The organism is Parvibaculum sp., from assembly GCF_030651915.1.
Taxonomy (GTDB): domain Bacteria; phylum Pseudomonadota; class Alphaproteobacteria; order Parvibaculales; family Parvibaculaceae; genus Parvibaculum.
On the sequence record NZ_JAUSBV010000005.1, the window covers coordinates 22796 to 47888 of the forward strand.

The 25093-nt window shown below is 65.2% G+C and carries 17 protein-coding genes, 1 pseudogene and 1 other annotated feature; of the genes and pseudogenes, 4 read left to right on the forward strand and 14 right to left on the reverse strand.

Annotated features, from left to right (window positions below):
- Positions 1-97: 97 nt before the first annotated feature.
- The 13 genes and pseudogenes from Q7V31_RS04575 to Q7V31_RS04635 all read right to left on the reverse strand — a co-directional run bounded on the left by Q7V31_RS04575 (position 98) and on the right by Q7V31_RS04635 (position 15985).
- Positions 98-553, reverse strand: coding sequence for a hypothetical protein (locus tag Q7V31_RS04575; protein WP_304732659.1), 456 nt, complete (start codon positions 551-553; stop codon positions 98-100).
- 11 nt (positions 554-564) lie between these two features.
- Positions 565-1922, reverse strand: a pseudogene (locus Q7V31_RS04580) (MBL fold metallo-hydrolase RNA specificity domain-containing protein).
- A 55-nt stretch (positions 1923-1977) separates the two neighbouring features.
- Positions 1978-4074: a heavy metal translocating P-type ATPase gene (locus Q7V31_RS04585; RefSeq protein WP_304732660.1), complete on the reverse strand. Its 2097-nt coding sequence runs from the start codon at positions 4072-4074 to the stop codon at positions 1978-1980.
- 2 nt (positions 4075-4076) lie between these two features.
- A complete protein-coding gene (locus Q7V31_RS04590; RefSeq protein ID WP_304732661.1) occupies positions 4077-4358 on the reverse strand; it encodes a DUF5676 family membrane protein in 282 nt (93 codons plus the stop codon).
- A gap of 73 nt (positions 4359-4431) precedes the next feature.
- On the reverse strand, positions 4432-5001 hold the full coding sequence (locus tag Q7V31_RS04595) for a plastocyanin/azurin family copper-binding protein (protein ID WP_304732662.1): 570 nt from the start codon (positions 4999-5001) through the stop codon (positions 4432-4434).
- A 35-nt stretch (positions 5002-5036) separates the two neighbouring features.
- Positions 5037-5747, reverse strand: coding sequence for a copper resistance protein B (locus Q7V31_RS04600; RefSeq protein WP_304732663.1), 711 nt, complete (start codon positions 5745-5747; stop codon positions 5037-5039).
- Positions 5747-7531, reverse strand: a complete 1785-nt coding sequence (locus tag Q7V31_RS04605; protein WP_304732664.1) for a copper resistance system multicopper oxidase — start codon at positions 7529-7531, stop codon at positions 5747-5749. The genes Q7V31_RS04600 and Q7V31_RS04605 overlap by 1 nt, the downstream gene beginning before the upstream one ends.
- A 65-nt stretch (positions 7532-7596) precedes the next feature.
- Entirely contained in the window at positions 7597-7989 is a 393-nt protein-coding gene (locus Q7V31_RS04610) for a hypothetical protein (RefSeq protein WP_304732665.1), read from the reverse strand.
- Between the two features lie 70 nt (positions 7990-8059).
- Positions 8060-9268, reverse strand: coding sequence for an NAD(P)/FAD-dependent oxidoreductase (locus Q7V31_RS04615; RefSeq protein WP_304732666.1), 1209 nt, complete (start codon positions 9266-9268; stop codon positions 8060-8062).
- A gap of 358 nt (positions 9269-9626) precedes the next feature.
- Positions 9627-10755, reverse strand: a protein-coding gene (gene prfB / locus Q7V31_RS04620; RefSeq protein ID WP_304732667.1) for a peptide chain release factor 2 whose coding sequence is annotated in 2 segments (ribosomal slippage) — positions 9627-10685 and positions 10687-10755 — 1128 coding nt in all. Because the reading frame shifts where the segments join, the coding sequence is not laid out codon by codon here.
- Between the two features lie 547 nt (positions 10756-11302).
- The gene (locus tag Q7V31_RS04625; protein ID WP_304732668.1) at positions 11303-11644 is read right to left on the reverse strand and encodes a hypothetical protein; all 342 of its coding nucleotides are present in this window, start codon (positions 11642-11644) and stop codon (positions 11303-11305) included.
- A gap of 15 nt (positions 11645-11659) precedes the next feature.
- Complete coding sequence (locus tag Q7V31_RS04630; protein WP_304732669.1) at positions 11660-14476, reverse strand: penicillin-binding protein 1A; 2817 nt, start codon at positions 14474-14476, stop codon at positions 11660-11662.
- Between the two features lie 96 nt (positions 14477-14572).
- A complete protein-coding gene (locus tag Q7V31_RS04635; RefSeq protein ID WP_304732670.1) occupies positions 14573-15985 on the reverse strand; it encodes an N-acetylmuramoyl-L-alanine amidase in 1413 nt (470 codons plus the stop codon).
- 846 nt (positions 15986-16831) lie between these two features.
- Here Q7V31_RS04635 and Q7V31_RS04640 point away from each other — a divergent pair.
- Positions 16832-19414 carry a ribonuclease E/G gene (locus Q7V31_RS04640; protein ID WP_304732671.1) on the forward strand — a complete coding sequence of 861 codons (2583 nt, stop codon included), beginning with the start codon at positions 16832-16834 and terminating at the stop codon, positions 19412-19414.
- Between the two features lie 77 nt (positions 19415-19491).
- On the opposite strand, the gene Q7V31_RS04645 is transcribed toward Q7V31_RS04640, so the two are convergent.
- Positions 19492-20952 (reverse strand): gamma-glutamyltransferase, encoded by a 1461-nt coding sequence (locus Q7V31_RS04645; RefSeq protein WP_304732672.1) that lies wholly within the window; start codon positions 20950-20952, stop codon positions 19492-19494.
- A gap of 230 nt (positions 20953-21182) precedes the next feature.
- Here Q7V31_RS04645 and Q7V31_RS04650 point away from each other — a divergent pair, with 230 nt between their 5' ends.
- The 3 genes from Q7V31_RS04650 (at position 21183) to Q7V31_RS04660 (ending at position 25083) form a co-directional block, all read left to right on the forward strand.
- Complete coding sequence (locus Q7V31_RS04650; RefSeq protein WP_304732673.1) at positions 21183-22553, forward strand: M48 family metalloprotease; 1371 nt, start codon at positions 21183-21185, stop codon at positions 22551-22553.
- Between the two features lie 49 nt (positions 22554-22602).
- A complete protein-coding gene (locus Q7V31_RS04655; protein ID WP_304732674.1) occupies positions 22603-23373 on the forward strand; it encodes a DsbA family protein in 771 nt (256 codons plus the stop codon).
- Between the two features lie 98 nt (positions 23374-23471).
- Positions 23472-23527: a sequence feature (sul1 is cis-regulatory element that is thought to sense ions involved in sulfur or methionine metabolism; They are found in Alphaproteobacteria), on the forward strand.
- A gap of 71 nt (positions 23528-23598) precedes the next feature.
- Positions 23599-25083 (forward strand): SulP family inorganic anion transporter, encoded by a 1485-nt coding sequence (locus Q7V31_RS04660; protein WP_304732675.1) that lies wholly within the window; start codon positions 23599-23601, stop codon positions 25081-25083.
- Positions 25084-25093: the final 10 nt, after the last annotated feature.

The following is a 25093-nucleotide window of genomic DNA, read 5'->3' on the forward strand; positions in this document are numbered from 1 at the left end:
GTGGGTGGGGGGCGCGCGGAGTTTCAGCGGCAGAAGGAATTTTGCGAAGAGAGAAGGCGCGTGTGGGGGCAAAGGAAATCGTCGCGCAACGCCTCACTCAATGCCGCTTCATCCCCCGCCCCAGCCACCAGAAGGCCGCGCCGGGCAGAACGATCCACTGGGCGACCGGCGAAAGGCCGGCGTTGAGGATGGGGATGACCGGCATCAGGTCGCGATAGGCCCATGAAGCGCGGATGACGATGTTGAGCCATTCGCTGAACAAAGTGTAGGCAAGGCCGATCGCGATGGTGGCGGCGGCGACGCGGCCATAGGTCTGCGCCGGCCAGAAGCCGTTGCCGAAAAGGAAGAGAGCCGCCATGAGGGCGGCAAGCGCGATCAGGATGTCGCCGCCGGTGCAATGGATCGCGGCGAAGACGATTTCGCTTCGCGTTCCGGTTTCCCAGAGCGTGTAGAGCGGCATATGCGCAAATTCCCAGGCGAGATTGCCCAGCGCCATGAAAACGATGTAGCGCCGCAGGAAGGGGAGCCAGTCGTTCCGGCCGTTGTTCAACATCGGCAGCCGCCTCACAGCGTGAAGACCTGGTCCTGGCGCGGAACGGCGACGTTCCAGCCGAGCTCCCGGGCGATGCGGACGCGCAAGGCTTCCGAGGCGTCGGGCTCGCCATGGACGACGAAGGCCTGTTGCGGCGGGCGGCGGAGGCCGGAGAGCCAGCGCATGATTTCGTCGCCATCGGCATGGGCCGACAGCATCGGCAAATCGGCGATCTCGGCGCGGACCGGCACCCACTGCCCATGGATCTTCGTTTCGCGGGCGCCCTGCAGCATGGCGCGGCCGCGCGTGCCGGCGGCCTGAAAGCCGGAAAAGAGGATCGTGTGCTTGCGGTCCGGCGCGAAGGACTTCATGTGATGCAGGACGCGGCCGCCGGTCGCCATGCCGCTCGCGGAGATGACGATCTTGGGATAGGCGTTGGCGGTGACCTCTTTCGAGTCGTCGACCTCGCGCACATAGGTCGCGATGTCGCAAACTTCCTTGCAAAGTGGTGGCGACAGACGGTGGTCGTCGAGATGGGCGCAAAGGAGCTCGCTCGCATCGATCGCCATCGGGCTGTCGAGATAGACCGGCACGTCGCGGAGGCGCCCGGCCTGCTTCAGCGCCCAGATGTAATAGAGAAGCGACTGGGCGCGGCCGACCGCAAAGGCGGGGATCACGACCGTGCCGCCGCGCGCCACCGTGTTCTCGATCACGGCGCCGAGCTGTTCGACCGGATCGGCCCCGTCATGCGCGCGATTTCCATAGGTCGATTCAACGACGACATAATCGGCCTCCGGCACCGGTTCGGGATCGACCATCACCGGGTCGCCGTAGCGGCCAAGATCGCCGGAAAAGAGGATATTCCTGCCGCCCCAGCCGATCTCGGCCGTGGCGGCGCCAAGAATGTGGCCGGCATGGCGGAAGGTCAGCGTGGCGCCGCCGGGCAGCGAAACGGATTTGTGGTACGGGACGGCGGTGAAGGCCTCGATTGCGCGCTCGGCGTCGCGAATGCCGTAGAGCGGCAGCGCCGGCTTGTGCTTCGAAAAAGACTTGCGGTTGGCGTATTCGGCGTCCTTCTCCTGAATATGACCGCTGTCCTTCAGAATGAGCGCCGCCACTTCGCGCGTCGCGTCGGTCGCGAAGATGCGGCCGCGAAAACCCTCACGCACGATCTTCGGCAGATAGCCCGAATGATCGAGATGGGCGTGGGTGAGCACGATGGCGTCGATCGAGCGAGGCTCGACCGGGAACGGCGCCCAGTTGAGTTCGCGCAGGTTCTTCAGCCCTGGAACAGGCCGCAATCGACGAGGATGCGGTGTCCGTCCAGCGTCAGCAGATGTTTGGAGCCGGTGACGGTGCCCGCGCCGCCCAGCGAAGTCAGCGTGAACATGCGATGCTTTCTCCTGTTGAAGGCCGGCTGGATTGCCGGCCCTTTTCGACCGGCATCATCCATGCCGCCTGTAGAAGCGCAGGAATTGTGCGTTGATGGCAACGATGACGGTGCTCGCCGACATGAAGACGGCGGCAACGGCCGGCGTCATCATGAAGCCGGTTCCGAAAGTGATGCCGGCCGCCATCGGGATGGCTATGGCGTTATACCCCGTCGCCCAGATCAGGTTCTGGACCATCTTGCGATAGGTCGCACGCGACAGGCCGAGGATCGCGGCCACGTCGCGCGGATCGCTCCTGACCAGCACGACGTCGGCCGATTCCACCGCCACATCCGTGCCGGCTCCGATGGCGATGCCGAGATCGGCCTGCACCAGAGCAGGGGCATCGTTCACCCCGTCGCCGGCCATGGCGACCTGAAGCCCGCGGTCCTGAAGTTCCCTGATCTTGTCCGACTTCCGGTCGGGCAGCACTTCCGCAAAATACTCGGCGATGCCAAGTTCGTCCGATACCGACTGTGCCACACCCCTGGCGTCCCCGGTCAGCATGACGGACCTGATGCCGAGACGCGCCAGCTCGGCGATGGCTTCCTTCGACTCCGGCCTGACGATATCGGCCAGCGCGATCAGCGCGCGCGGTTGCCCGCCGCGCGTCAGCACCACCACCGTCTTGCCTTGCGCTTCGAGTTGCTTCAGCCGTTCGCCGCCCGCGGCCCTGCCCTGCCGCGCAAGATGCCCGGGGCTGACAATGCGCACATCCTCTCCCCCGACGTTTGCCGCGATGCCTTCGCCGGTGATGTTCCGGACATCGCTCGCCCTGGGGACAACCAGGCCCCGCCGTCCGGCTTCCGCCACGATGCCACGGGCTATCGGATGCTCGGACTGACTTTCGGCCGCCGCCGCGAAGGCAAGTTCCTTCGCTTCGTCGCCATCGTCCAGCATGACGATGTCACTCACGCCGAACCGGCCCTCGGTCAGGGTGCCCGTCTTGTCGAAGACCACGACGTTCAGATTGCGCGCACGCTCGAACGCGGCACGATCGCGGATGAGAAGGCCGTTGCCGGCACTGAGCGACGTGCTGACGGCGACCACCAGCGGAACGGCAAGACCGAGGGCATGCGGGCAGGCGACGACCATCACCGTCACCATGCGCTCGAGAGCGAATTCGGGCGACTGTCCGAGCGCGAGCCAGACAACCAGCGTACCAAAACCGACAATCAGGGCGATATATGTCAGCCAGGATGCGGCGCGGTTCGCGATGTCCTGGGTGTGCGAACGCGTCGCCTGGGCTTTCCTGACAAGATCTATGACCTGGGCGAGGTAGGTTTTATCGCCAGTGGCCGTTACCTCGATCGTGACCGCATTTGCGCCGTTGATCGCGCCGCCAATCGCGCGGTCGCCCGCCGATTTGGCGACCGGGCGGGATTCGCCCGTCAGCATCGCTTCGTTGAAACCCGAAGATCCCTCAATGATCGTGCCATCCACAGGGACCTTGGCACCCGGCCGAACAAGGACCCTGTCGCCCGGCCGCAGGGCGGAGATCGGCACTTCGTGCATTCCGCCATCGGCATCGACCTTCGTCGCGCTGTCCGGCAACAGCCGCACGAGTTCCTCAAGGGCACGCGACGCGCCCATGACGGAGCGCATTTCGACCCAATGACCGAGAAGCATGATGGCGACCAGCGTTACCAGCTCCCAATAGAAGGGTTCGCCGGGAAAGCCGAACGTCGTCGCGGCGGAGAAAAAGTACGCCGCCGAGATCGCCAGCGCGATCAGCGTCATCATTCCGGGCTGCCTCTTGCGCAGCTCGGACAGGAAGCCGGTGAGGAAAGGCCAGCCGCCATGGAGGTAAACGATGGTGGAGAGCCCGAAGAGCACGAGCCCATCGCCGGGAAACGCCAGCGTTTCGGCAAGGCCGAACCAGCGCTGGATCATCGGCGAGAGCAACAGGACGGGCGGCGTCAGGGCCAATGCAACCCAGAACCGGCGCCGGAAATCCGCAACCATGGCTGTGTGATCATGGCCGACATGTTCCGCGTGAGAAGAACCGGCCGCCGCCACGATCACAACCCCGCCTGAAGCGTGATGATGTTTTCCGGCGCCGGCGGGTTCTTCGCGGTCGTGGCCGGGCGGCGCGTTGCCATCCTTCACCATCTTCAGGCGTTCCCGGATTTTGCGCCGCGCGCGACGAAGAAATTGTAGATCGGTACGAAGATCACCGCGACGTACCAGCCGAAGACGAATACCCATACAAGGCCGATGAAGAAGCTCGGCCATGTGATCCAGGTGAAACCGGGCAACAAATCGGACAGGAGCCGGTGCATGCCGGGGTCCGACACCAGAAGGCCGAAGAGCACGCACAGAATGTAGGTAACGACGAGGAACGTCCCGAGGGTCATTCCCAACGGAACAATTGCCATACGTCCTGTCTTGTCCATAGCCATTCTCCCTTTGTCTCGACACCATCGATATTGCGCCGGCCCTGAACGGGCCTCTTTCAAGCCTGAAACCTCAGCCCACGACGATCCGGCCTTTCATGCCGACTTCGGAATGACCGATCAGGTTGCAGGAAAATTCGAAGGTTCCCGCCCTGGTGAATGTCCAGACAAGCTCCTTCGTCTCGCCGGCATCGAGCGTGAGGGTGTTGCCGGCAGGGGCGTGCATCGCCGCATGTTCCGGCGCGGCCGGATCCATTCCCATCTCGATCATGTGCCTCATCATCTTGCGCGCCGTTTCCTGATAGGCCGTGTCGCCGATCGTGAATTCATGCGGCTGCTCGCCATTGTTGACGACCACGAAACGCACCGTCTCGCCGACATTGAAACTCAGCCCGGTTGTGCCGAACCTGATATCGGCGGCTTCGATCTCGACGGTCCTTGTGGCTTTCGCCGCGTCGCCCTTGTGGCCGAAGGCCGAGGTATCGGCCATCTGCCGGTCCATCTCCGCCATCATGCCCGTCATATCGTCCGCCATGCCCGGCATCGATCCATGGTCGTGACCTTCCCCGGCGGCGACGGCCGGGCCCGCCAACAGACCGAGGGCCACCGCCATCAAGAACGATTTCCGGATTGCGTGTTTCATTTTTCACAGCTCCTTGAGGTTTGAATGATGCGCCGTCAAAACCAGGCCCTGACGCCGACGCGCAATGTCGTGTCCTCGACATCGCCGCCGGCGGCGCGGGTGAACGATGCCGTCTCGCCAAGATCGCGCTCCCAGACGAGGTCGATGTAAGGCGCGAATTTCCGCACCACTTCGTAGCGAAGCTGAAGGCCCGCCTCGATGCTGCTGAAGCCGGCGCCGATCCCGCGCTCGGGGACGTCCTGCGCGAAGAGGTTCAGCTCGACATGCGGTTCGGCGATCAGCTTCTGCGTGACCGGAAGATCGAAGCTCTGTTCGAAGCGCGCCGACAGATCGCCTTCCGTCGAGAGGAAAGCGGTCGCTTCCGTTTCGAAGAAGTAAGGCGCGAGGCCGACGGCGCCGGCGGCGAGATATGTTTCGCCGCGCGGCGCGAAATCCTGCCGGACGCCGATGAGCAGGTCCCAGAAGGGATGGACATTCCGGCCGTAGAAGAGCTGGGCTTCCGCTTCCTCGAAATCGCCATCGGCAATCTCGCCCTCCGACCTTATCCAGAGGCGCTCGACATCGCCGCCGACCCAGCCATCGAGGTTCCAGTTCCACAAGCCGTCATGCGCATCGGCATAATCGGCCTCCAGCTTGATCATGTTGAAAAGACCGGGGCCGTGATCGTCCGGCACCGGTTCCTGCGCACGGGACGCCGAGGCGATGCCGACAACGAGGAGGAGAGCGAGCGCAAGGGTGTTTTTCATCACATGCCTCCATGCCCGGCATGCGACCCATGCGCCGCACCGTCTTTCGTGACGCCAATCGGCACCACCGCGCCATCCGGCGTGATTGCACTATCGGCCGTCTCCGGCGGTTCGACGATGAAGGTCGTCATCATGCCCGACACCATGTGATAGAGCAGGTGGCAATGAAGCGGCCAGCCGCCGACCTCGCGCGCGGTCAATACGACGGACACGGACTGCCCCGGCGGCACGATGACCGTGTCTTTCAAGGGCCGGCGATCCTTGCTGCCGGTTTCGAGCTCGAAGAACATGCCGTGCAAATGCATCGGATGCGCCATCATCGTTTCGTTGACGAAGGTGAGACGAACGCGCTCGCCATAGCGCACGCGGACCGGCCGGGCCTCGACGAAGCGCGCATCGTCGAGCGTCCAGACATAACGTTCCATGTTGCCGGTGAGGCGCATTTCGATGGTGCGGGTCGGCTCGCTGTTGTCGGCGTTCGGGCGCAGGGCGCGCAGGTCGCTGTAGGCCAGTACCTTTGCGCCTGGCGGAAAGCCTGAGGCCCAGCCGACCGGCCGGCTTTCAGGCGCGTCCGCCTCCATGGCGTTGCCCGCGGCGGCGTGCCCCATCGCACTGTGGTCCATGGTGCTGTGATCCATGGTGCCGGGATCCGGGGCGCCGGAATCCATCGCTTCCATGTCGTGCCCCTCATGCGCCATACCCATATCGGCCATGCCGAGCAGCGCACGCGGCCGCCGCTCCGGGATCGGTCCCGCCTCGCCTTCCGAGGTCGCCAGCGTCGCGCGCGCATAGCCCGCGCGGTCGATCGACTCGGCAAAGAGCGTGTAAGGCATGTCTTCCTTCGGCTCGACGATGACGTCGTAACGCTCGGCGACACCCATCCTGAGTTCGTCGACGGGCACCGGGTTCACATCATTGCCGTCCGCCGCGACGACGGTCATTTTGAGGCCCGGAATCCGCACGTCGAAAAGCGTCATCGCGGCGCCGTTGATCAGGCGCAGGCGAATGCGTTCGCCCTTGCGAAAGAGAAAGGTCTCGTTCCGTTCGGGCGTCTTGCCGTTGACGAGGAAAGCGTAACCGGTGACGTCCGCGAGATCGGTCGGGTCCATGCGCATGGCGCCCCAGTCGAGACGATCCTGGACGGCGGCGCCGACGCCCTCCTCGCCGACATCGGCAAAGAAGTCGAGCAGCGTGCGCTTGTTGTAGTTGTAGTAGCCCGGATCGGCCTTGAGATTGCGCAGGACGCGATCGGAATCCTCGGGCGTGGCGTCGCCGAGAAGCACGACGTAGTCGCGGTCCGCGCTGAAGGGCGTGGGCTTTGCCGGTTCGATGACGATCGCGCCGAGCACCGTCTGATCCTGCGTGCCCGAATGGCTGTGATACCAGTAGGTGCCGCTCTGGCGGATGGGGAAGGTGTAGGTGTAGGAGGCGCCGGGCGCGATCCCCATGAAGCCGTTGAAACCCGGGGAGCCGTCCATGATGCCGGGCAGAAGGATGCCGTGCCAGTGGACCGATGTCGCTTCATCGGTCTTGTTGGCGACCGTGATCGTCGCGTCCTCGCCTTCGCGGAGGCGCAAGGTCGGCCCCGGAACGCCGCCATCGATCACCATTTTCTCGACCATGCGGCCGCCGACCTCAAGTCGCGCCGTGTCGACGGTCAGGTGGTATTCACCGGCGACAGCCGGCGCGGCGCCGGGCAGCGCCCAGAGCAGCGCGGCGCCGAGGATTGCACTTGTCCGTCCACGCATGAAACGCGCAGGGCCGGGGAAAATTTTCGGAAACATCGTGAAGCACTCCATTCAATGGCAAAAAGGACGCGCGGGGCGCCCCGTTCCAGAGAATGGAGGCTCTAGATCAGCAGACGCCCGGTGCGGGCGAAGGCTTCGGCATAGCTGTGGAGGGAATGCGTTCGTCGGTCCGGCGGCCCGCGGGAGGTGAAGGCGCCGGCGGGCATCGCGAAAGCCCGCGCGGCCGGTGCCGGCAATACGACGTTTTTCGACAGCGGATCGGGCAGCGCCGCCAGGGCGGGCAGCAGCGCCGGGGACGAGATCGCGATGGCGCAGGCGGTTTTGTCGCCAAGGCATCCTTCGGCGGAGACGCCGTCGGGCTGCCCGTGCGCCCCGTGTGCAACAGCTTCATCGTGACTGTGAGACGCGGACGCCGCATTTGCCGGCGCGGCGTTGGCCGGGGACGCGGGCCAGCAATGACCGAGCGCGACGAAGACCACGCTCAGGACGTACAAAGCCGATATATGGGCCCGGAACCGTTTCATCTTTTTATAATGCGACCTTCCACCATGGGAAGGTCAAGCATCAAATTGCGACGGTTGTGCTTCGGAGGGCTGACGCCGCCGCGAAGGCCGACGACCAGGCCCATTGGAAGTTGAAGCCGCCGAGATGGCCGGTGACGTCGAGGGCTTCGCCGATGAAATAAAGGCCGGGGACGGTTTTTGCTTCCATCGTCTTTGAGGAGAGATCGCGCGTGTCGATGCCGCCGGCGGTGACTTCGGCGGTGCGGTAGCCTTCGGTGCCGGCGGGGGTGAGGCGCCAGTCGTTGACGCTGTCGGCCAGCGCGCGCAAGCGGGCATCCGAAATGTCGGCGAGGCGGCCGGTGACTTCGGCCTGTTCGCAGAGGCGATCGGCGAGGCGCTTCGGGACAAGGCGGGCCAGCGCGGTTTCGGCTTCCTGCTTTGGATGAGCGGCGCGTGCTTCCTTCAGCATACGGAAGACATCGGTGCCCGGCGCGAGGTCGATGGCGATTTCCTGTCCGGGGCGCCAGCAGGACGAGATTTGCAGGATGGCGGGGCCCGACAGACCCTTGTGGGTGAAGAGCAGCGCCTCGGCGAAGCGCGCCTTGCCGCATGTGACAGTGGCATCGACGGCGACGCCGGCGAGGCCGTCGAGCGCGGCCTTCTGCGCGCCGTCGAAGGTGAAGGGGACCAGGGCGGCGCGCGGCTCGACGACGCGAAGCCCGAATTGCCGGGCGATGTCGTAGGCAAAGCCGGTGGCGCCGATTTTCGGGATCGATAACCCGCCGGTTGCGACGACGAGGCTTGTGCAGGCAAGCACGCCCTCGCCTGTCGTCACACGGAAGCCGGTTCCGTCTCTTTCGACGGCGGTGATTTTCGTCTGTAGACGGACGGCGGCGCCGGCGGCGGCGCATTCGGTGAGCAGCATGTCGATGATCTGTTGCGAGGAACCGTCGCAGAAGAGCTGGCCCAGCGTCTTTTCGTGCCAGGCGATGTTGTGGGCTTCGACCTTCGCAATGAAATCATGTTGCGTGTAGGAGGCGAGCGCCGAGATGCAGAAGCGCGGATTTTCGGAGAGGAAGTTTTTCGGCGTCGTGTGGAGGTTGGTGAAGTTGCAGCGGCCGCCGCCGGAGATGCGGATTTTCTCGCCCGGCGTTCTGGCGTGATCGAGGACCAGGACCGAACGCCCGCGCCGGCCCGCTTCCGCGGCGCAGAAGAGCCCGGCGCCGCCCGCGCCGAGGATGATGACGTCGTGATGTTCGGGGGCGGTCATGCGGGGGTCCTGGTTGGTGTGGAAGGAGGGAGCGCGTATTCCGGCCCTTCGCTTGCGCTTCGGGCGTTCGAGGCTCGAAAAGGTCCAGCGGACCTTTTCGTTCGCTGGCGCGAACCGCCTCTCACCCCCCGCCCCGAAAAATTCTACGAATTTTTCGACCCTCCCCCCAGGGGAGGGTGGGAAGCTGGGGTTGGCCTTCGGGCACCGTTCCGGATCGCATCCCTTTCAAATAGAAACAACGCCGTCATTGCGAGCGCAGCGAAGCAATCCAGAAGCGGCAGGTGCCGAGATTGCCGCTTCTGGATTGCTTCGTCGCTTCGCTCCTCGCAATGACGATTCAGATTAAATCTGGAACGCGCTACTCGATATCCTCGACTTCCGCCGTCGTGCCCTTGACGCGGGCGGCAAGGGCGGCGGCCATGAAGGGGTCGAGGTCGCCGCCGAGGACGCCGTCGGGGTCGGAGGTTTCGACGCCGGTGCGCAGGTCCTTCACCATCTGATAGGGCTGCAAGACGTAAGAGCGGATCTGGTGGCCCCAGCCGATATCGGTCTTGCCGGCGGCTTGCGCGGCGGCGGCGTCTTCGCGCTTCTGCAATTCGGCTTCGTAGAGGCGGGCGCGCAGCATGTCCCAGGCGGTGGCGCGGTTCTTGTGTTGCGAGCGCTCGTTCTGGCAGGCGACGACGATGCCCGTGGGCAAGTGGGTGATGCGCACGGCGCTGTCGGTCGTGTTGACGTGCTGGCCGCCGGCACCGGAGGAGCGATAGGTGTCGATGCGAACATCGGCCTCGCTGACCTCGATGTTGATCCTGTCGTCGACCACCGGATAGACCCAGACGGAAGAGAAGCTCGTGTGGCGACGGGCGGCGCTGTCATAGGGCGAGATGCGGACGAGGCGGTGGACGCCCGATTCCGTCTTCAGCCAGCCGAAGGCGTTGTGACCCTTGACGACGATGGTGGCCGATTTGATGCCGGCCTCTTCGCCGTCATGACGCTCGATCAGCTCGACCTTGTAGCCCTTGCGCTCGGCCCAGCGCGTGTACATGCGGAGCAGCATCTGCGCCCAGTCCTGGCTTTCGGTGCCGCCGGCGCCGGCATGGACTTCGAGATAGGTGTCGTTGGCATCGGCCTCGCCGGCCAGCAGCGTTTCAAGCTCGGCTTCGTCGGTTTCAAGCTTCAGCGCCTTCAGCGCCTGCTCGGCTTCGCTGACGATGTCGGCATCGCCTTCCGCCTCGCCCATTTCGATCAGTTCGAGATTGTCGGCAAGCCCGGCCTCGAAGCCGCGCAGACGGGCGATCGCCTCTTCCAGCCGCGTACGTTCGCGCATCAGGTTCTGCGCGTTTTCGGGGTCGTTCCAGAGATCGGGGTCTTCGGCCTTGGCCGTCAGTTCGTCATAGCGACGCAGCGCTGCATCCCAGTCAAAGATGCCTCCTCAGCAGCGCGAGCGACTGCTTGATTTCATCGGCCAGGGTCTGGGTTTCGGCGCGCATGGGATTTTTTCCGGTGCCTCGATTGGAGGCGGAAAATAGGGGGTTGGGGCGTGGGTGTAAAGGGTTTGGCGGCGCGGGCTGCGTCGAAGGCTGTTTTTTGCACGCGGAGACGCGGAGGCGCGGAGAAGGAAGAATTGGTCACGCGAAGGCGCGAAGACGCGAAGAAGGAAGAAGGGTTCACGCAGAGGCGCAGAGACGCAGAGGTTCAGAACATGCGGGTAAGGCACTGCGTCGCCCCGACCGGATGTGTCATCCCGGCGCAAGCCGGGATCCATGGGCGCATCCGCAGCGATGAAGGAGAAGGTTTTCTGGCGCTTCCACCTTCGCTCCTAGCGGAGCTTCGGTGGACAGGTCGCGCCGGAAGACTCTTCGCGCCGCAGGCGCAGTCATTGAGACAATATAGGCACGGCCGGCCTCAAGGGCACGGCACCTCTGCGTCTCTGCGCCTCTGCGTGCCCATTCCAAAAGCACGTAGCGCACTGAAGCTGCAACTGGCCTCAGTACAAGCCGCCGGTACCGGCGCTTGCGAAGGCATGGCCCTCGGGCCTTACCTTTGGAAATACGCGCGGATGACCTGAAAGTCGTCCCGGCTCATCTCGACCCCGAATGCCGGTATCTTGCCGGGACTGCCACGCACCTGCCTGGCCTCTTCGGGGGACACGGCGGCGTCGATGAAGAGCACGGCAAGCGTCGAGTCGAAACGAAGGATCTCCACCCTGTATTTCGACAGATCGAGGCCGGCGCGCTCGAATTCCGGCATCGCCACCTGCAAGGCGCGCACGCCTTCAGCCGAAACCAGTTCGGTTTGCGCTTCAAGGTCGCGCGCGAATGAGAGGCTGTGCGGGAGAAAGATGGAAAGGCCGAGCAAGAAAGCGAAAAGACCTCTCATCGTCGTGCTGCCATCTCAATAAAGGCCGCCGGTGCCGGCGCCGATGTCGCGGCTCTGGCCGGTGGCGGTGCGGGGCGGCGGCGGGGGGCGGTCTTCGTCTTCAACGACACCGGTATCGCTGGGTTCGCCACCGGAGGCGGCGTCGTTGTCGTCAAGGGCGATGGCGTCGTCGGCCGACATGCCGGCGAAGGGGGCGCGCGGGCGCGTGTCTTCGGGGCGCGCCTCTCCGGCGCCCCCCTCTCCGGCGCGAAGCGTTTCGGGCAGCGCGAAGGGATCGACGGCGCGGACCGGCATGGCGCCGGGTGCATCGTAACCGGGACCGCCGCGGCCGGGCGTGCGGTCGGTATTGATGTCGCCCGACATGTCGCCGCGCAGGAAATCGCCGGAGATGTCTTCGCCGCGGTCGAGCGGACCGGTGTCGCCGGGAATGCCGCCGGCAATGCCGAGCGTCGGGGCGACCGAGGTCAGTTGCGGTTCGGTGCCGGCCTTGAAGGCTTCGAGGATCGTGCCCGGACCGTCGCCATTGGCCAGTGCGCCGGTCTTGCGGTCGACCTTGACGAGGCTGATGCCCGAGGGCACGCGGAAGGGAATGGCCGGCTTGCTGCCGATCGCCCTGGTCATGAAATCGCGGAAGATCGGCGCCGCGGTGCGGCCACCGGTTTCGGCGCGGCCCAAGGGCGCCGGTTCGTCGAAGCCGACAAAGACGCCGACGACCAGATTGGGCGAATAGCCGAGGAACCAGACGTCGCGGGCCTCGTTGGAGGTGCCGGTCTTGCCGGCCAGCGGCACGCCGACCGCCTTGACCGCCGTGCCGGTGCCGCGCTGGACGGCGCCTTCGAGCATCGAGGTGATCTGATAGGCGGTGCGCGCATCCTCGATGCGCTCGCGGGTGTCGGGGAGCACCGGCGGCGCGGGCGCGTCCTCGAAGTCGAGCGTGCAGGCCTGACAGGCGCGGGCATCGTGTTTGTAGACGGTGCGGCCGAAACGGTCCTGCACGCGGTCGATCAATGTCGGTTCGACTTTCAGGCCGCCATTGGCCAGCACCGCATAGGCGCCGGCCATGCGCAGCAGCGTGGTTTCGCCGGCGCCCAGCGACATCGACAGCACCGGCAGCATGTTGTCGGCGATGCCGAAGCGGCGCGCATAGTCGGAGACGGTTTCGGGGCCGGCATATTGGGCCAGCCGCACTGTCATCAGATTGCGCGAATTTTCGAGACCGAAGCGCATGGTGGAGGGGCCGTGAAACTTGCGCTCGTAGTTTTCGGGCTTCCAGAGGCCGAGGCCCGGACCCTGGTCGATGACGAAGGGCGCATCGAGGACGAGGCTTGCCGGGGTGAAGCCGCGATCGAGGGCGGCGGCATAGACGAAGGGCTTGAAGGAGGAGCCGGGCTGGCGCAAGGCCTGCACCGCGCGGTTGAACTCCGACATGCCGAAGCTGAAGCCGCCCTGCATGGCCAGCACGCGGCCGGTATGCGGGTCCATGGCGATGATGGCGCCGTTGACGGCCGGCACCTGCTGCAAGGTGTGACGGCCCTTCTCTTCCGCATGCGGCGCGGCATGGACGACATCGCCGACCTTCAGCACATCGGCGGGTTTCGTCAGTTCGGGGCCGAGATGGATGCGGTTGACGTTGGGCCGCGCCCATTTCATGTCTTCGAAAAGGATCGTGCTCTTGACGATTTCGGTGGCGATGCCGCCGCCCGGCAGGCGCGCGGGGCGCAGGCCGATGGTGACGCGGTCGCTCGCGAGTTCGAGAACGACGGCCAGCGTCCAGGGCGCGAGGTCGGCGGGTATGTCGATGGCGGAGAGCGCGTCCTGCCAGTTGGCGCCGGGTTCGAGCTCAGCCACCGGGCCGCGCCAGCCATAGCGGCGGTCATAGGCGATCAGGCCGTTCTTCAGCGCCTCGGAGGCATATTCCTGCAAGGCCGTGTCGATGGTGGTGCGGACCGAGAGGCCGCCTTCATAGAGTTTCTGCTCGCCGAACTGCGCCAGCAATTCGCGGCGCGCCTGTTCGAGGAAATATTCGGCGTCGCGCATCTGCAAGCCGCGCGGGCGCAGCGTGACATTGAGATCGGTGGCACGCGCCTCGGCGGCCTCATCGGCGGCGATGAAGCGCTCCTCGGCCATGCGCGAAATGACCCAGTTGCGGCGTGCCAGCGCGCGTTCGCGGAAGCGGAAGGGATGATAATTGCCGGGCGCCTTGGGCAGCGCGGCCAAATAGGCGACTTCGGCAACGGTCAGTTCGTCGAGCGGCTTGTCGAAATAGTTCAGCGCCGCGGCGGCGACGCCGTAGCTGCCGGCACCGAGATAAATCTCGTTCAGATAGAGTTCGAGGATCTGGTCCTTGGTGAAGGCGCGTTCGAGACGCAGCGCCAGCAGGGCCTCGCGCAGCTTGCGGTCGAAGGTGACGTCGCTCGAGAGCAGGAAGTTCTTGGCCACCTGCTGGGTGATGGTGGAGGCGCCGACGAGACGGCGGTCCTGCATGACGTTGTAGACGTTGTCGATGGTGGCGCGCAGGATGCCGGCCGCATCGACGCCGCCATGGGTGTAGAAATTCTTGTCCTCGGCGGCGAGGAAGGCCTGAACCAGGCGCGGCGGGATCGCCGTGATCGGCACATAGAGACGGCGCTCGCGCGCGAACTCGCCGATCAGCTGGCCATCGCCGGCATGGACGCGCGTCGTCACCGGCGGCTGGTAATTGGCAAGCCTTGTGTAGTCCGGCAGGTCCTGGTTGAGACGCCAGGCATAATAGCCGCCGGCCAGCACGGCGCCGGTTATCAGCACCAGAATGACGCTGGCAACGATCGAGAGAATTTTCAGTATCGAGGGCATCGGGGCGCTTTGCCCTCCGTCAATTCATGGCTCAACATTATCGCCGTCAGCTAAAGCCGAAATATGGCCACTCCGTGGCCAAATTCCGCCTATCCCTTAAAGAGGCCCCTCGGCAAGACGGTCACCGAAATAGCGGTCGATGGCGCGGGTGAAGGAACCGGCAACGCCGGCGCGCCAGGCGGACGAAACCAGCTGCTTCTCGTCGTTGGGATTGGTGAGAAAGCCGAGTTCGATCAGCACCGAGGGCACATCGGGCGCCTTCAGCACGACGAAACCGGCGAAACGGTGCGGCTTCTGCAGCACCGCCGTTTTCTGACCGGCATAATCGACGATCGATTTGGCGAAGCGCGAGGAATAGTTCTTGGTCTCGCGCTGGGCGAGGTCGATCAGAATGCCGGTCACTTCCGGGCTCTCGCCCTGGAGGTCGAGACCGCCGATCAGGTCGGCCTGGTTTTCCTGACGCGCCAGCGCGGCCGCTTCCTGGTCGGAGGCGGTTTCGGAGAGCGTGTAGACCGAAAGCCCGCGCACATCCGGCCTTTCGATCGCATCGGCATGGATCGACATGAAGAGATCGGCCTTGTGCTGGCGGGCAATGGCGACGCGCTGGCGCAGCGGGATGAAAACGTCGGTCTCGCGGGTCAGATGGACGTCGTAGCGGCCGGTGGCGCGGAGCTGGGAGGCCAGCTCGCGGGCAAAGGCCAGCACGATGTTTTTTTCATGGACGCCGCTCCTGCCGGTGGCGCCGGGATCGACGCCGCCATGGCCGGGATCGATGACGATGATGCGGCGGCGCTCGAGGCGCTGGGCCGGCGGGCTCATCGGCACGGCGGCGACGGCCTGAATCTGTTCGGCAGCCTCAGCGGCGGCGGCGATGTCGGCGGCCGGGGCGCCGGCGCTTTGCGCGAAGGTGGCGCCGTCGGTCGGGGCGAGGTCGAGGACGATGCGGCGGCCGAAGCCGGCCTGCGGGTCGAGAACGAAATTGCGGGCAATCGCCACCGGCTGCTTCATGTCGATGACGACGCGGAAGATGTCGTTCTGGAAGCGGCCGAAGCGATAACCGGCAACGACGCCCTGCGCGGCGGGCACGGCGGTCTCGTCGAGACGGAAAGGCACTCCGGTCATGTCGATGACGACGCGCCAGGGATCGGCCAAAGTGAAGACGCTGTACTGGACGGGGGCATCGCCCGTCAGTTCCATCACGAAGCGGGTCTGCGCGCCCTGATCGCCGAGCCGGATGTCGGTGACGGCCGACATGCCGGGCGGCAGGGGGGCGCCGCGCGGGACGGCGGCGGCCGGCGGCGCATCGCTGAGCGCGCCGGTGGTCAAAAGATCGTTTTCGAGATCGCGGGCCAGCAGATCGGCCAATTCGTCGAGGGTCAGGCCGTCGGCCGAAAAATCGGCGGCCTGGGTCGCCGGCCGGCCGAGGGTCAGGACGACAAACAGCACGGCCGCGCCCGCCAAGCCGAGCGGCCGCAGGAAACGCCCCCAGAACTGCCGATTTCGTCCCATTTACACCCGCCGCAGCGACACCGTGGGACCTGCTCCTGTGTGCCGTCCGTCACGGTCTCCCGAACGCCACTGCCGATCGGGTCATCCGGCCGGACGGCCCGGGAAAACCCGGCAGACCGCCGCGGATCGAGGCCCGCAAACAATTCACCTCAATATAAAGGCGAGATTACTTCATAATTGGTTATCACGCCAAAATTTACGGAATTTCAACGGGTCGAATGGTTAATAACCGGGCCGTTGGCGGCAATGGAGGCCGCCGAGACCGAGCTTGCCAAATCAACGCAGCAGCGGGTACAAACGGTTCGCGTCCGGCGGGCCCCAGGCTTGCCACGGCGCCGACACAGGATTTCGGGCAAACCGTCGCGCCATTCCCCCCAAACCGCCTCAAAACGGCCGGGAGACGGCATCGACCGCGTCAAGCCCGGCGTTTCCCCAGGCAATCATCCCGGACAACGCCAAACAGACGCGGAAAGCGGGCCCTCGCGCCCGCAACGCCCGTCCGGCCGCAAGGCCTGAGTCGACGCGGCGGAGACCAGAACACGCCGGCACCCGGCGGCTTATCGGGTGCGCCACAGGTAGAGATGCACAACGCAGTTCCGCGACTTCACAACCGGCAGACCGGACAGGGCTTTTCCAAAAGCCAGGTCCGCCCGGTTGCGACACCGGCCGCGCGGCGCGCACCTGCCCTTCTTTTACATATCCCGTCCGGATCTGCCGCGGCGCGCCTCGATGGCGCCGGCGCGGACGCCTGGACGCGTATAACAACCGGCGCCCGCCCGCGCCTGGCCTCCCGCATGAATGTGCGGCGGGGCAGGCGCGGCGGACAGCGCCCCGGAGACATTCCCAATGGCAAAGACCATGCTGATCGACGCGGCCCACCTCGAGGAAACTCGGGTTGTGGTCGTGAGCGGCAATCGCGTTGAAGAGTTCGACTTCGAGTCGGAAAACAGAAAGCAGCTTCGAGGAAATATCTATCTCGCCAAGATTACGCGCGTCGAACCGTCGCTGCAGGCGGCGTTCGTCGAATATGGCGGCAATCGGCACGGCTTCCTCGCCTTCAGCGAAATCCATCCCGATTATTACCAGATTCCGGTCGCCGACCGCGAAGCGCTGCTGAAACAGCAGGCCGCCGAAGCGCGCCGCGAACGCGAAGAGGAAGACGCCGAAGACGCACCCGCGAGCAACGAGGCCCGCAGCGAAGCGGCGGCGCCTGCCGAGGGCGATGACAGCAATGGCGACGGCGAGGACCAGGGGGCGGATGCCGACGGCGCGCCGAGCAATGGCGAGGCCGACGACAATGGCGGCGCGGAAAGCAAAAGCGAAGCCGCTGTCGAGCGCGGCGAGACCGAAACCGTCACCTCCGACGAGACGATCGAGTCGGTGGGCGCCGAAGACGCGATGGAAGAAGCCGCGCCGCGGCGGCAGCGCGTCAATTATCGTTCCTACAAGATCCAGGAAGTCGTCAAGCGCCGGCAGATCATGCTGGTGCAGGTCGTCAAGGAAGAACGTGGCAACAAGGGCGCCGCGCTGACGACATTTCTGTCGCTGGCCGGACGCTATTGCGTGCTGATGCCCAATACGGCGCGCGGCGGCGGCATTTCGCGCAAGATCACGGTGGCGGCCGACCGCAAGAAGCTCAAGAGCATCGCCGAGACGCTCGACGTGCCGGAAGGCATGGGACTGATCGTGCGCACCGCAGGCGCCAAGCGCACCAAGGCCGAGATCAAACGCGACTATGAATATCTGCTGCGGATGTGGGAGAGCGTGCGCGAGCTGACGCTGAAATCGACGGCGCCGGCGCTGGTCTATGAGGAAGGCAGCCTGATCAAGCGTTCGATCCGCGACCTTTACGACAAGGACATCGACGCGATCCATATCGAAGGCGACGAAGGCTACCGCGAAGCCAAGGGCTTCATGCGGATGCTGATGCCGAGCCATGCCAAGAACGTGCAGCCCTACAAGGACAAGCAGCCGCTCTTCCAGAAATACGGCGTCGAGCAGCAGCTCGACTCGATGCTCAATCCGACCGTGACGCTGAAATCGGGCGGCTACATCGTCATCAACCCGACCGAGGCGCTGGTTTCGATCGACGTCAATTCGGGGCGCTCGACCAAGGAGCGCAATATCGAACAGACGGCGCTGAAGACCAATCTCGAAGCGGCCGAGGAAATCACGCGGCAGATGCGCCTGCGCGACCTTGCCGGTCTCATCGTCATCGATTTCATCGACATGGACGAGAACCGCAACAACCGCGCGGTCGAACGCAAGCTGAAGGATTGCCTGAAAACCGATCGGGCGCGCATCCAGGTCGGCCGCATCAGTCATTTCGGTCTGCTGGAAATGTCGCGCCAGCGCATGCGCTCCGGCGTACTCGAAGGGTCGACCATCACCTGTCCGCATTGCGCGGGCACCGGGCTTGTGCGCTCGGTCGAATCGATGGCGCTGCATGTGCTGCGCGGCGTCGAGGCCGAGGCGGTCAAAGGCCGCGCCGCCGCGTTCACCGTCAAGGTGCCGGCAACGGTGGCGATCTACATTCTCAACCAGAAGCGCGGCAAGGTGCTCGATATCGAGGACCGCTACGGCGTGTCGGTCTATATCGAAGCCGATACGACGCTGACCGGATCCGATCACCGGATCGAACAGGCCGAAGCCCGCGCGCTGACACGGACGCGGCCGGCGCTGGGCGCGATCAATATCGAGAGCGGTTATATGGCGGAAGACGAGGATATCGTCGATGCCGTTGAAGAAGACGAGGCCGAAGCCGAGGACGAGGCCGAACAGACAGCGGAAGCGGTGTCGACGCGCGGCGCTTCCGAGGAGGGCGATGGCGACGGTCAGCGCAAGCGCAAGCGGCGCCGGCGCCGGCGCAAGCCCGGTGAAGAACGCGAGACGCGCGGCGAGAGCGAAGCGACAGCGGATGCCGATGCCGATGCGGTCGATGACGGCGCGGATGACGATGGCGAAGCTGAAGCCGGCGACGGCGAAGCCGGCCCCGCCACCGCGCAGGATGAGCTCGACGAAAACGGACAGCGCAAGCGCCGCCGGCGCGGACGGCGCGGCGGACGGCGCAATCGCCGCCGGCCGGGCGAAGAAGGTGCGGATGGCGAGACCGTTGCCGATGCGGCAGCGACCGAGCACACCGCCGAGGCCGATGCACCGGCCGATGCGGACCGCGACGACGACATGCCGGTGCTGCTCTCCTATTCGCGCCACGAGGCGGCGGCCGACGAAGAGGCCGATGCGGAAGCCGATCACGGCCGCCAGGCGCCGGAGATCGATCCCTCCGATGCGCCGGTCACCGATCGCGAGGTCGAGATGGCGATCGAAACGGCATCCGATCCGCTGACCGCCGATGTGACGCCGCTTCGTTCGACCGAGCCCGACCGGCCGGTCGAACCGACGCGGCGCGGCTGGTGGCAGCGCCGCTAGACGGCGCCGACGCACAAACGAACAGGGCCTGAGGCGCGATCCTCAGGCCCTTTTCGATTCAAGCAGGATGTGGCGGATCAGGAGCCCGAACCGGCCGCGACAATGCCCATGCCATCGCCGCGCGGGCCGGCGACAGGACTGCAGGCACTCGCCGCCTGCCCTTCGGGACAGGCAATGGCATGAGCCGGCGAGCGCGCATCGGCGGGCGAGGCCGCCAGTGCGGCGGCGACCGCGTCGGGTCCGGCGAGCGCCGACCGTGCCGCATGTTGAATGGCCGCCGCCCCTTTCGGCGCGCCGGCGCCGGCGCCGCTGAAGACGATGCGGCTGCCGTTGGCGCCGGTGACGATGACCGGCATCAGAAAGGCGGAGGCGATGCCGCGCGCGGCCTGCTGCGGATTGGCGGACAAGACAATGCCGGTGCCCTCGGCGACATGGCCCAACCCGAAAGCCCCGTTCATGGTGACGGCGCAGGCGACCGCACCGCCTGCCCCGTCGACTGTCGCAAAGGCCGTCGAACCGAAATCGCGATCGATGTTCTCGGTGACGCCGAGCGATACGGCCGTGCGCCGCGCCGCTTCGGCCAGTTCGGCGGGGCCCGTTTTTTCGAGATCGCGCCAGAGCGCGGCGGCGAAGACACCAGCGCCCGCCGTCGGTGCCGGCACGGCCACGGCGGCGGCGGCCGGCATGGACAGCATCTGCGCGGGCGCGACCTCGGGCCGGTCGTCGCGCAGATCGTCGAGGCTCAGCGCACCGCCGGCGCGGCTTGCCTCGGCGACAAGGGCACGGGCGGTCTGGCCGGCATAAAAGCCGTTGACGCCCAGACTGCGGATCAGGGCCAGCGTCCCGGCCAGTTCAACACGGGTGACACGGTCGAGCTCGCGCGGGCGTTCGCCGTCCGGTCGAGCGAAGCCGGCCTGCAGCGAGGGCGAGGCGGCGATGAGCGGCGCCGCATCGGCCAGCTGGCGCGCGCCGGCGCGCGACAACGGGAAGCCCGTCGCCGCCAATCGTTCGGCCGGTCCGACGATCGCGGCCCATGGACGCGTGCCGTAGCGCGATTGCAGCAGCGCGAAACCGCGCACATTGCCCGGAATGGCGACGGCGCCACCGCCGCGCGGGCTGCGGGCGAGGAAGGCGATGCTTTCGACCGTGCGCTCTTGCGCATCGCGAACCAGACAGACGCCGCCGCCGCCAAGGCCGGCGGCCGCCGGGTATGTGACCGAGAGCGCGAAATAAAGTGCGGCGGCCGCATCGGCCGCGTTGCCACCCTGCTCGAGGATCTCGCGGGCGACCAGCACCGCCGAGGGCTCGTCGGCAACGGCGACGCCGCCGAAGAGCGGGTCGGCACGGTCGCTGTCTCTCTCGGTCAAGCGCCCCTGACGCTCGGTGCGGGTCTCGACGCCGCGGCTGACCGCTTTCCCGCGGACCGGCTCGGGTGGCTCTTCCAGCGCACAGGCCGCCAGCGAAACCGTCATGGCCAGACCGGCCAGCAGGATGAGCGCACGCCGCGCCGTGATCGAAACTTCACAGTTCTGCCCCATTCGCCCTGTTTCCTCTATTTTCCGCTGACCGACGGAATCGCTCGTTTCGGCCGTTTGTTTGCAGATTGGCTGTTCAAGATCGGCGGGACAAGATTGACGGCTTGCGAGCCCACCCCTACCGTTTAGTCTTGTCGGGTCCGTATCGTCAACGCGCCCGGCCAACGGGCAACATAGCGGGGCGGCCCCGAAGAGTGCCGTAAATGCCAGTGACGCGTATGAAAGATTGCCCAATGAGACTCAGCCCGAATTCCGGCCGGCCGGCGCTCCGCCGCGCCGTCCATGCGCTGGCGCTCGGCGCCGCGCTGACTTTTGCCGGCGCCGGCGCGGCAAGCGCGCAGGGAATTTCGATCATCAGCGACGCCGAAACCGAAAACATGCTTCGGGAGTTTGCCGATCCGATCCTGAAGGTTGCAGGTCTCGATCCGGCGGCGGTGAAAATCCATCTGGTCAACGACCAGCGGCTGAACGCCTTCGTCGCCGAAGGCCAGCAGATGTTCTACAACACCGGCCTCATTACCATCGTCGAAGCGCCCTCGGAGCTGATCGGGGTGATGGCCCACGAAATCGGTCACATGGCGGGCGGACATCTGGTGCAGCGGCGCGAGCATATTTCGCAGCTGCAGGTGCCGATGATTGCCTCGATGATCCTCGGTGTCGGCGCCATCGCCGCCGGCGCGGGCGATGCCGGCATGGCCCTGATCCTGGGCGGGCAACATCTCGCAACGCGCGGTTTCTTCGCCTATACGCGCGAACAGGAGGCCAGCGCGGACCAGGCCGGTGCCGGCTATCTGCAGCGCGCCGGCATGTCAGGCCAGGGCATGCTCGATCTGTTCTCCCGGATGCGCGATCAGGAAATGCTGTCGGAAGAACGGCAAGATCCGTTTGCCCGCTCGCATCCGATGTCGGCGGCGCGCTTCAACGCGCTTGAAGAGCGGGTGAAGGCGTCACCCTTCTTCGACCGCCCGGAATCACCGGAGCGCATTCATCAGTTCAAGATGGTGCAGGCCAAGCTGCACGGCTTTCTCGACGAACCGAATGTGACGTTCAACCGCTATCCGCTCACCGACAAGAGCGACTATGCCCGCTATGCGCGTTCGGTCGCCTATCACCGGACCGGGCAGCTTTCCGAAGCGTTGACCGAGATCGAACCACTGCTCGCGAGCGATCCGAAGAACCCCTATATCCACGAGGTCAAGGGCCAGATCTATTTTGAAAGCGGCAAGATCGAGGAGGCAGTGACATCCTATCGCCAATCGGTCGCTCTGAAACCGGACGATGTGCAGCTTCATCTTGGGCTGGGCCGCGCGCTGCTTGGCCGCGACGGCGAGGAAAATGCGCGGGCCGCCATCCCGCATCTTCAGACCGGAACGCGCGGTGCGACACAGCCTTTCGGCTACTATCAGCTCTCCATCGCCTATGGCCGCCTCAATGACATCGGCATGGCGGAACTGGCGACAGCGCAATATTACAATGCGCTTGGCCGCGTCGAGCAGGCGAAGGCGCATGCGACGCGGGCGCAGAAAATTCTGCGTCAAGGGTCGCCCGAATGGCTGCAGGCACAAGATATCGCCATGCAGCCGTCGCCCGACGGGCGCGGCTGAACGGCGGCCCCGACCTTTTCCCATCCACATTTTTTTGCGAAAGAAACCGATGCTGCGTTTCCGCTCCCTGCCCCGCCTTGCGCTTACCGCCCTGCTGCTGGCGGCGTCCGCCGTGCTTCAAGCACCGGCAGCGGCGGCCGACGAGACCGCCCGCTTCAATCCGGCCGACCGCGCCGCCATCGAACAGATCGTGCGCGACTATCTGATGCGCCATCCGGAGCTTGTGCTCGAAGCGCTGCAGACGCTGGAAGAAAAGCACCAGGCAGAGACACAGGCCGAAACGCGCGCGGCCATCGAGGCGCGGCGGGCAGCGATCTTCGAAGACGCCGACGATTTCACCTACGGCAATCCGAAGGGCGACGTCACCATCGTCGAGTTTTTCGACTACACCTGCGGCCACTGCAAGCGCAGCTTCCAGCCGCTGATGGATTTCGTCGACGCCGACGGCAACATCCGCCTGATCCTGAAGGAGTTCCCCATTCTGGGGCCGCGCGCGCTCGACGCCGCCAAGGCCGCGCTGGCGGCGCGCAAGCAGGGCCGCTACCTCGAGATGCACCGGGCGCTGTTCGAGCATGAAGGACAGCTCACCGAAAAGGCGCTCATGGAGATTGCGGCCAAGGCCGGGCTCGACGGGCCGAAGCTGAAAAAGGACATGGAAGACCCGAAGCTGATGGACATTTTCAGCCGTCACTATGCGCTGGCCGAAGCACTCGGCATCGAGGGAACGCCGGCCTTCATCATCGGCGGCGAGATGCTGCCGGGCGCGGTCGACAAGGAACGGCTGACACGGGTGGTGGCGGAGGCGCGCGAGGGGCGGTAGAGGAACGGCCTCTTTCCGCACCGGTCCGCCCGCCGAGCGATGCCGCCAGCCTTTTATGTTGCGTCGCAACATGAACCGGTCTAACAAGACGCAACTCGACTGGACCCGGTGAAATGCCGGGTGGCTCTGCCGGCCGCCAATCCGCCGGATATTCCCAACAAATGGCAGTTTTCCCGGACGCGGATCGTCCCGATCCCGTGCGGTGTTGTGTCTTTCCGGATTCCCATGATCTCAGTAAGTGCGTATCGCCAGCAATGGTTCGGCAATATTCGTGGCGACGTTCTCGCCGGTCTCGTTGTCGCCCTGGCCCTCATTCCTGAAGCCATCGCCTTTTCGATCATTGCCGGCGTCGATCCCAAAGTCGGGCTCTACGCCTCGTTCTCAATTGCCGTCATCGTCGCGATTACCGGCGGGCGGCCCGGCATGATCTCCGCCGCAACGGCGGCCACCGCCGTCCTGATGGTGACGCTGGTCAAACAGCACGGGCTCGAATATCTGCTCGCCGCAACGGTTCTCGCCGGCCTGATGCAGATTGCCGCCGGCCTGTTGAAACTCGGATATGTGATGCGCTTCGTGTCCCGGTCGGTGATGACCGGGTTCGTCAATGCGCTGGCGATCCTGATCTTCATCGCACAGATACCCGAACTGATCGGCGTGCCGTGGCTGACCTATGTGATGGTCGCTGCCGGGCTCGGCATCATCTATCTCTTCCCGATGCTGACGAAATCCGTTCCCTCGCCGCTGATCTGCATCGTCGCGTTGACCGGCGTTGCGATGTATTTCGGCCTCGACATCCGCACGGTCGGCCATATGGGCGATCTGCCCTCCACCCTGCCCATCTTCCTCATTCCGCAAATACCGCTGAACCTCGAAACGCTGATGATCATCCTGCCCTATTCGGCGGCGGTGGCGGCGGTGGGCCTGCTGGAATCGCTGATGACCGCATCGATCGTCGACGATCTGACGGACACGCCGAGCAACAAGAATCAGGAATGCATCGGCCAGGGCATCGCCAACACGGCGACCGGCTTTATCGGCGGCATGGCGGGCTGCGCCATGATCGGCCAGTCGATCATCAATGTGAAGTCGGGCGGCCGCGGGCGGCTGTCGAGCTTCTGCGCCGGCATCTTCCTGCTTTTCATGATCGTGGTGCTGGGCGACTGGGTGAAACAGATTCCGATGGCCGCCCTCGTCGCCATCATGATCATGGTGTCGGTCGGCACGTTCAGCTGGTCGTCGATCAAGAACCTGCGCGATCACCCGCGCAGCTCTTCCGTGGTGATGCTGGCGACGGTCGTCACCGTCGTCGTCACCCACAATCTCGCCATCGGCGTTCTGGTGGGCGTGCTTCTGTCCGGTCTCTTTTTCGCCTGGAAGATCGCACAGATATTCCGCGTTACATCCGTCGTTTCCGAAGACGGACGCGAAAGAACCTATGTTGTCGAAGGGCAGATTTTCTTCGCCTCCGCCGACAATTTCCTTGCCTCGTTCGACTTCAAGGAAGTGCTGGAGAAAGTCGTCATCGATGTCAGCCGCGCGCATATCTGGGATATCTCAAGTGTTGCGGCGCTCGACATGGCGGTGCTGAAATTTCGCCGCGATGGCGCGACGGTCGAGATCATCGGGCTGAACGATGCGAGCGAGACCATTGTCGACCGGCTGGCGATCCACGACAGGCCCGGCGCGCTCGAAAAGCTGATGGGACATTGAGGATGAGCGA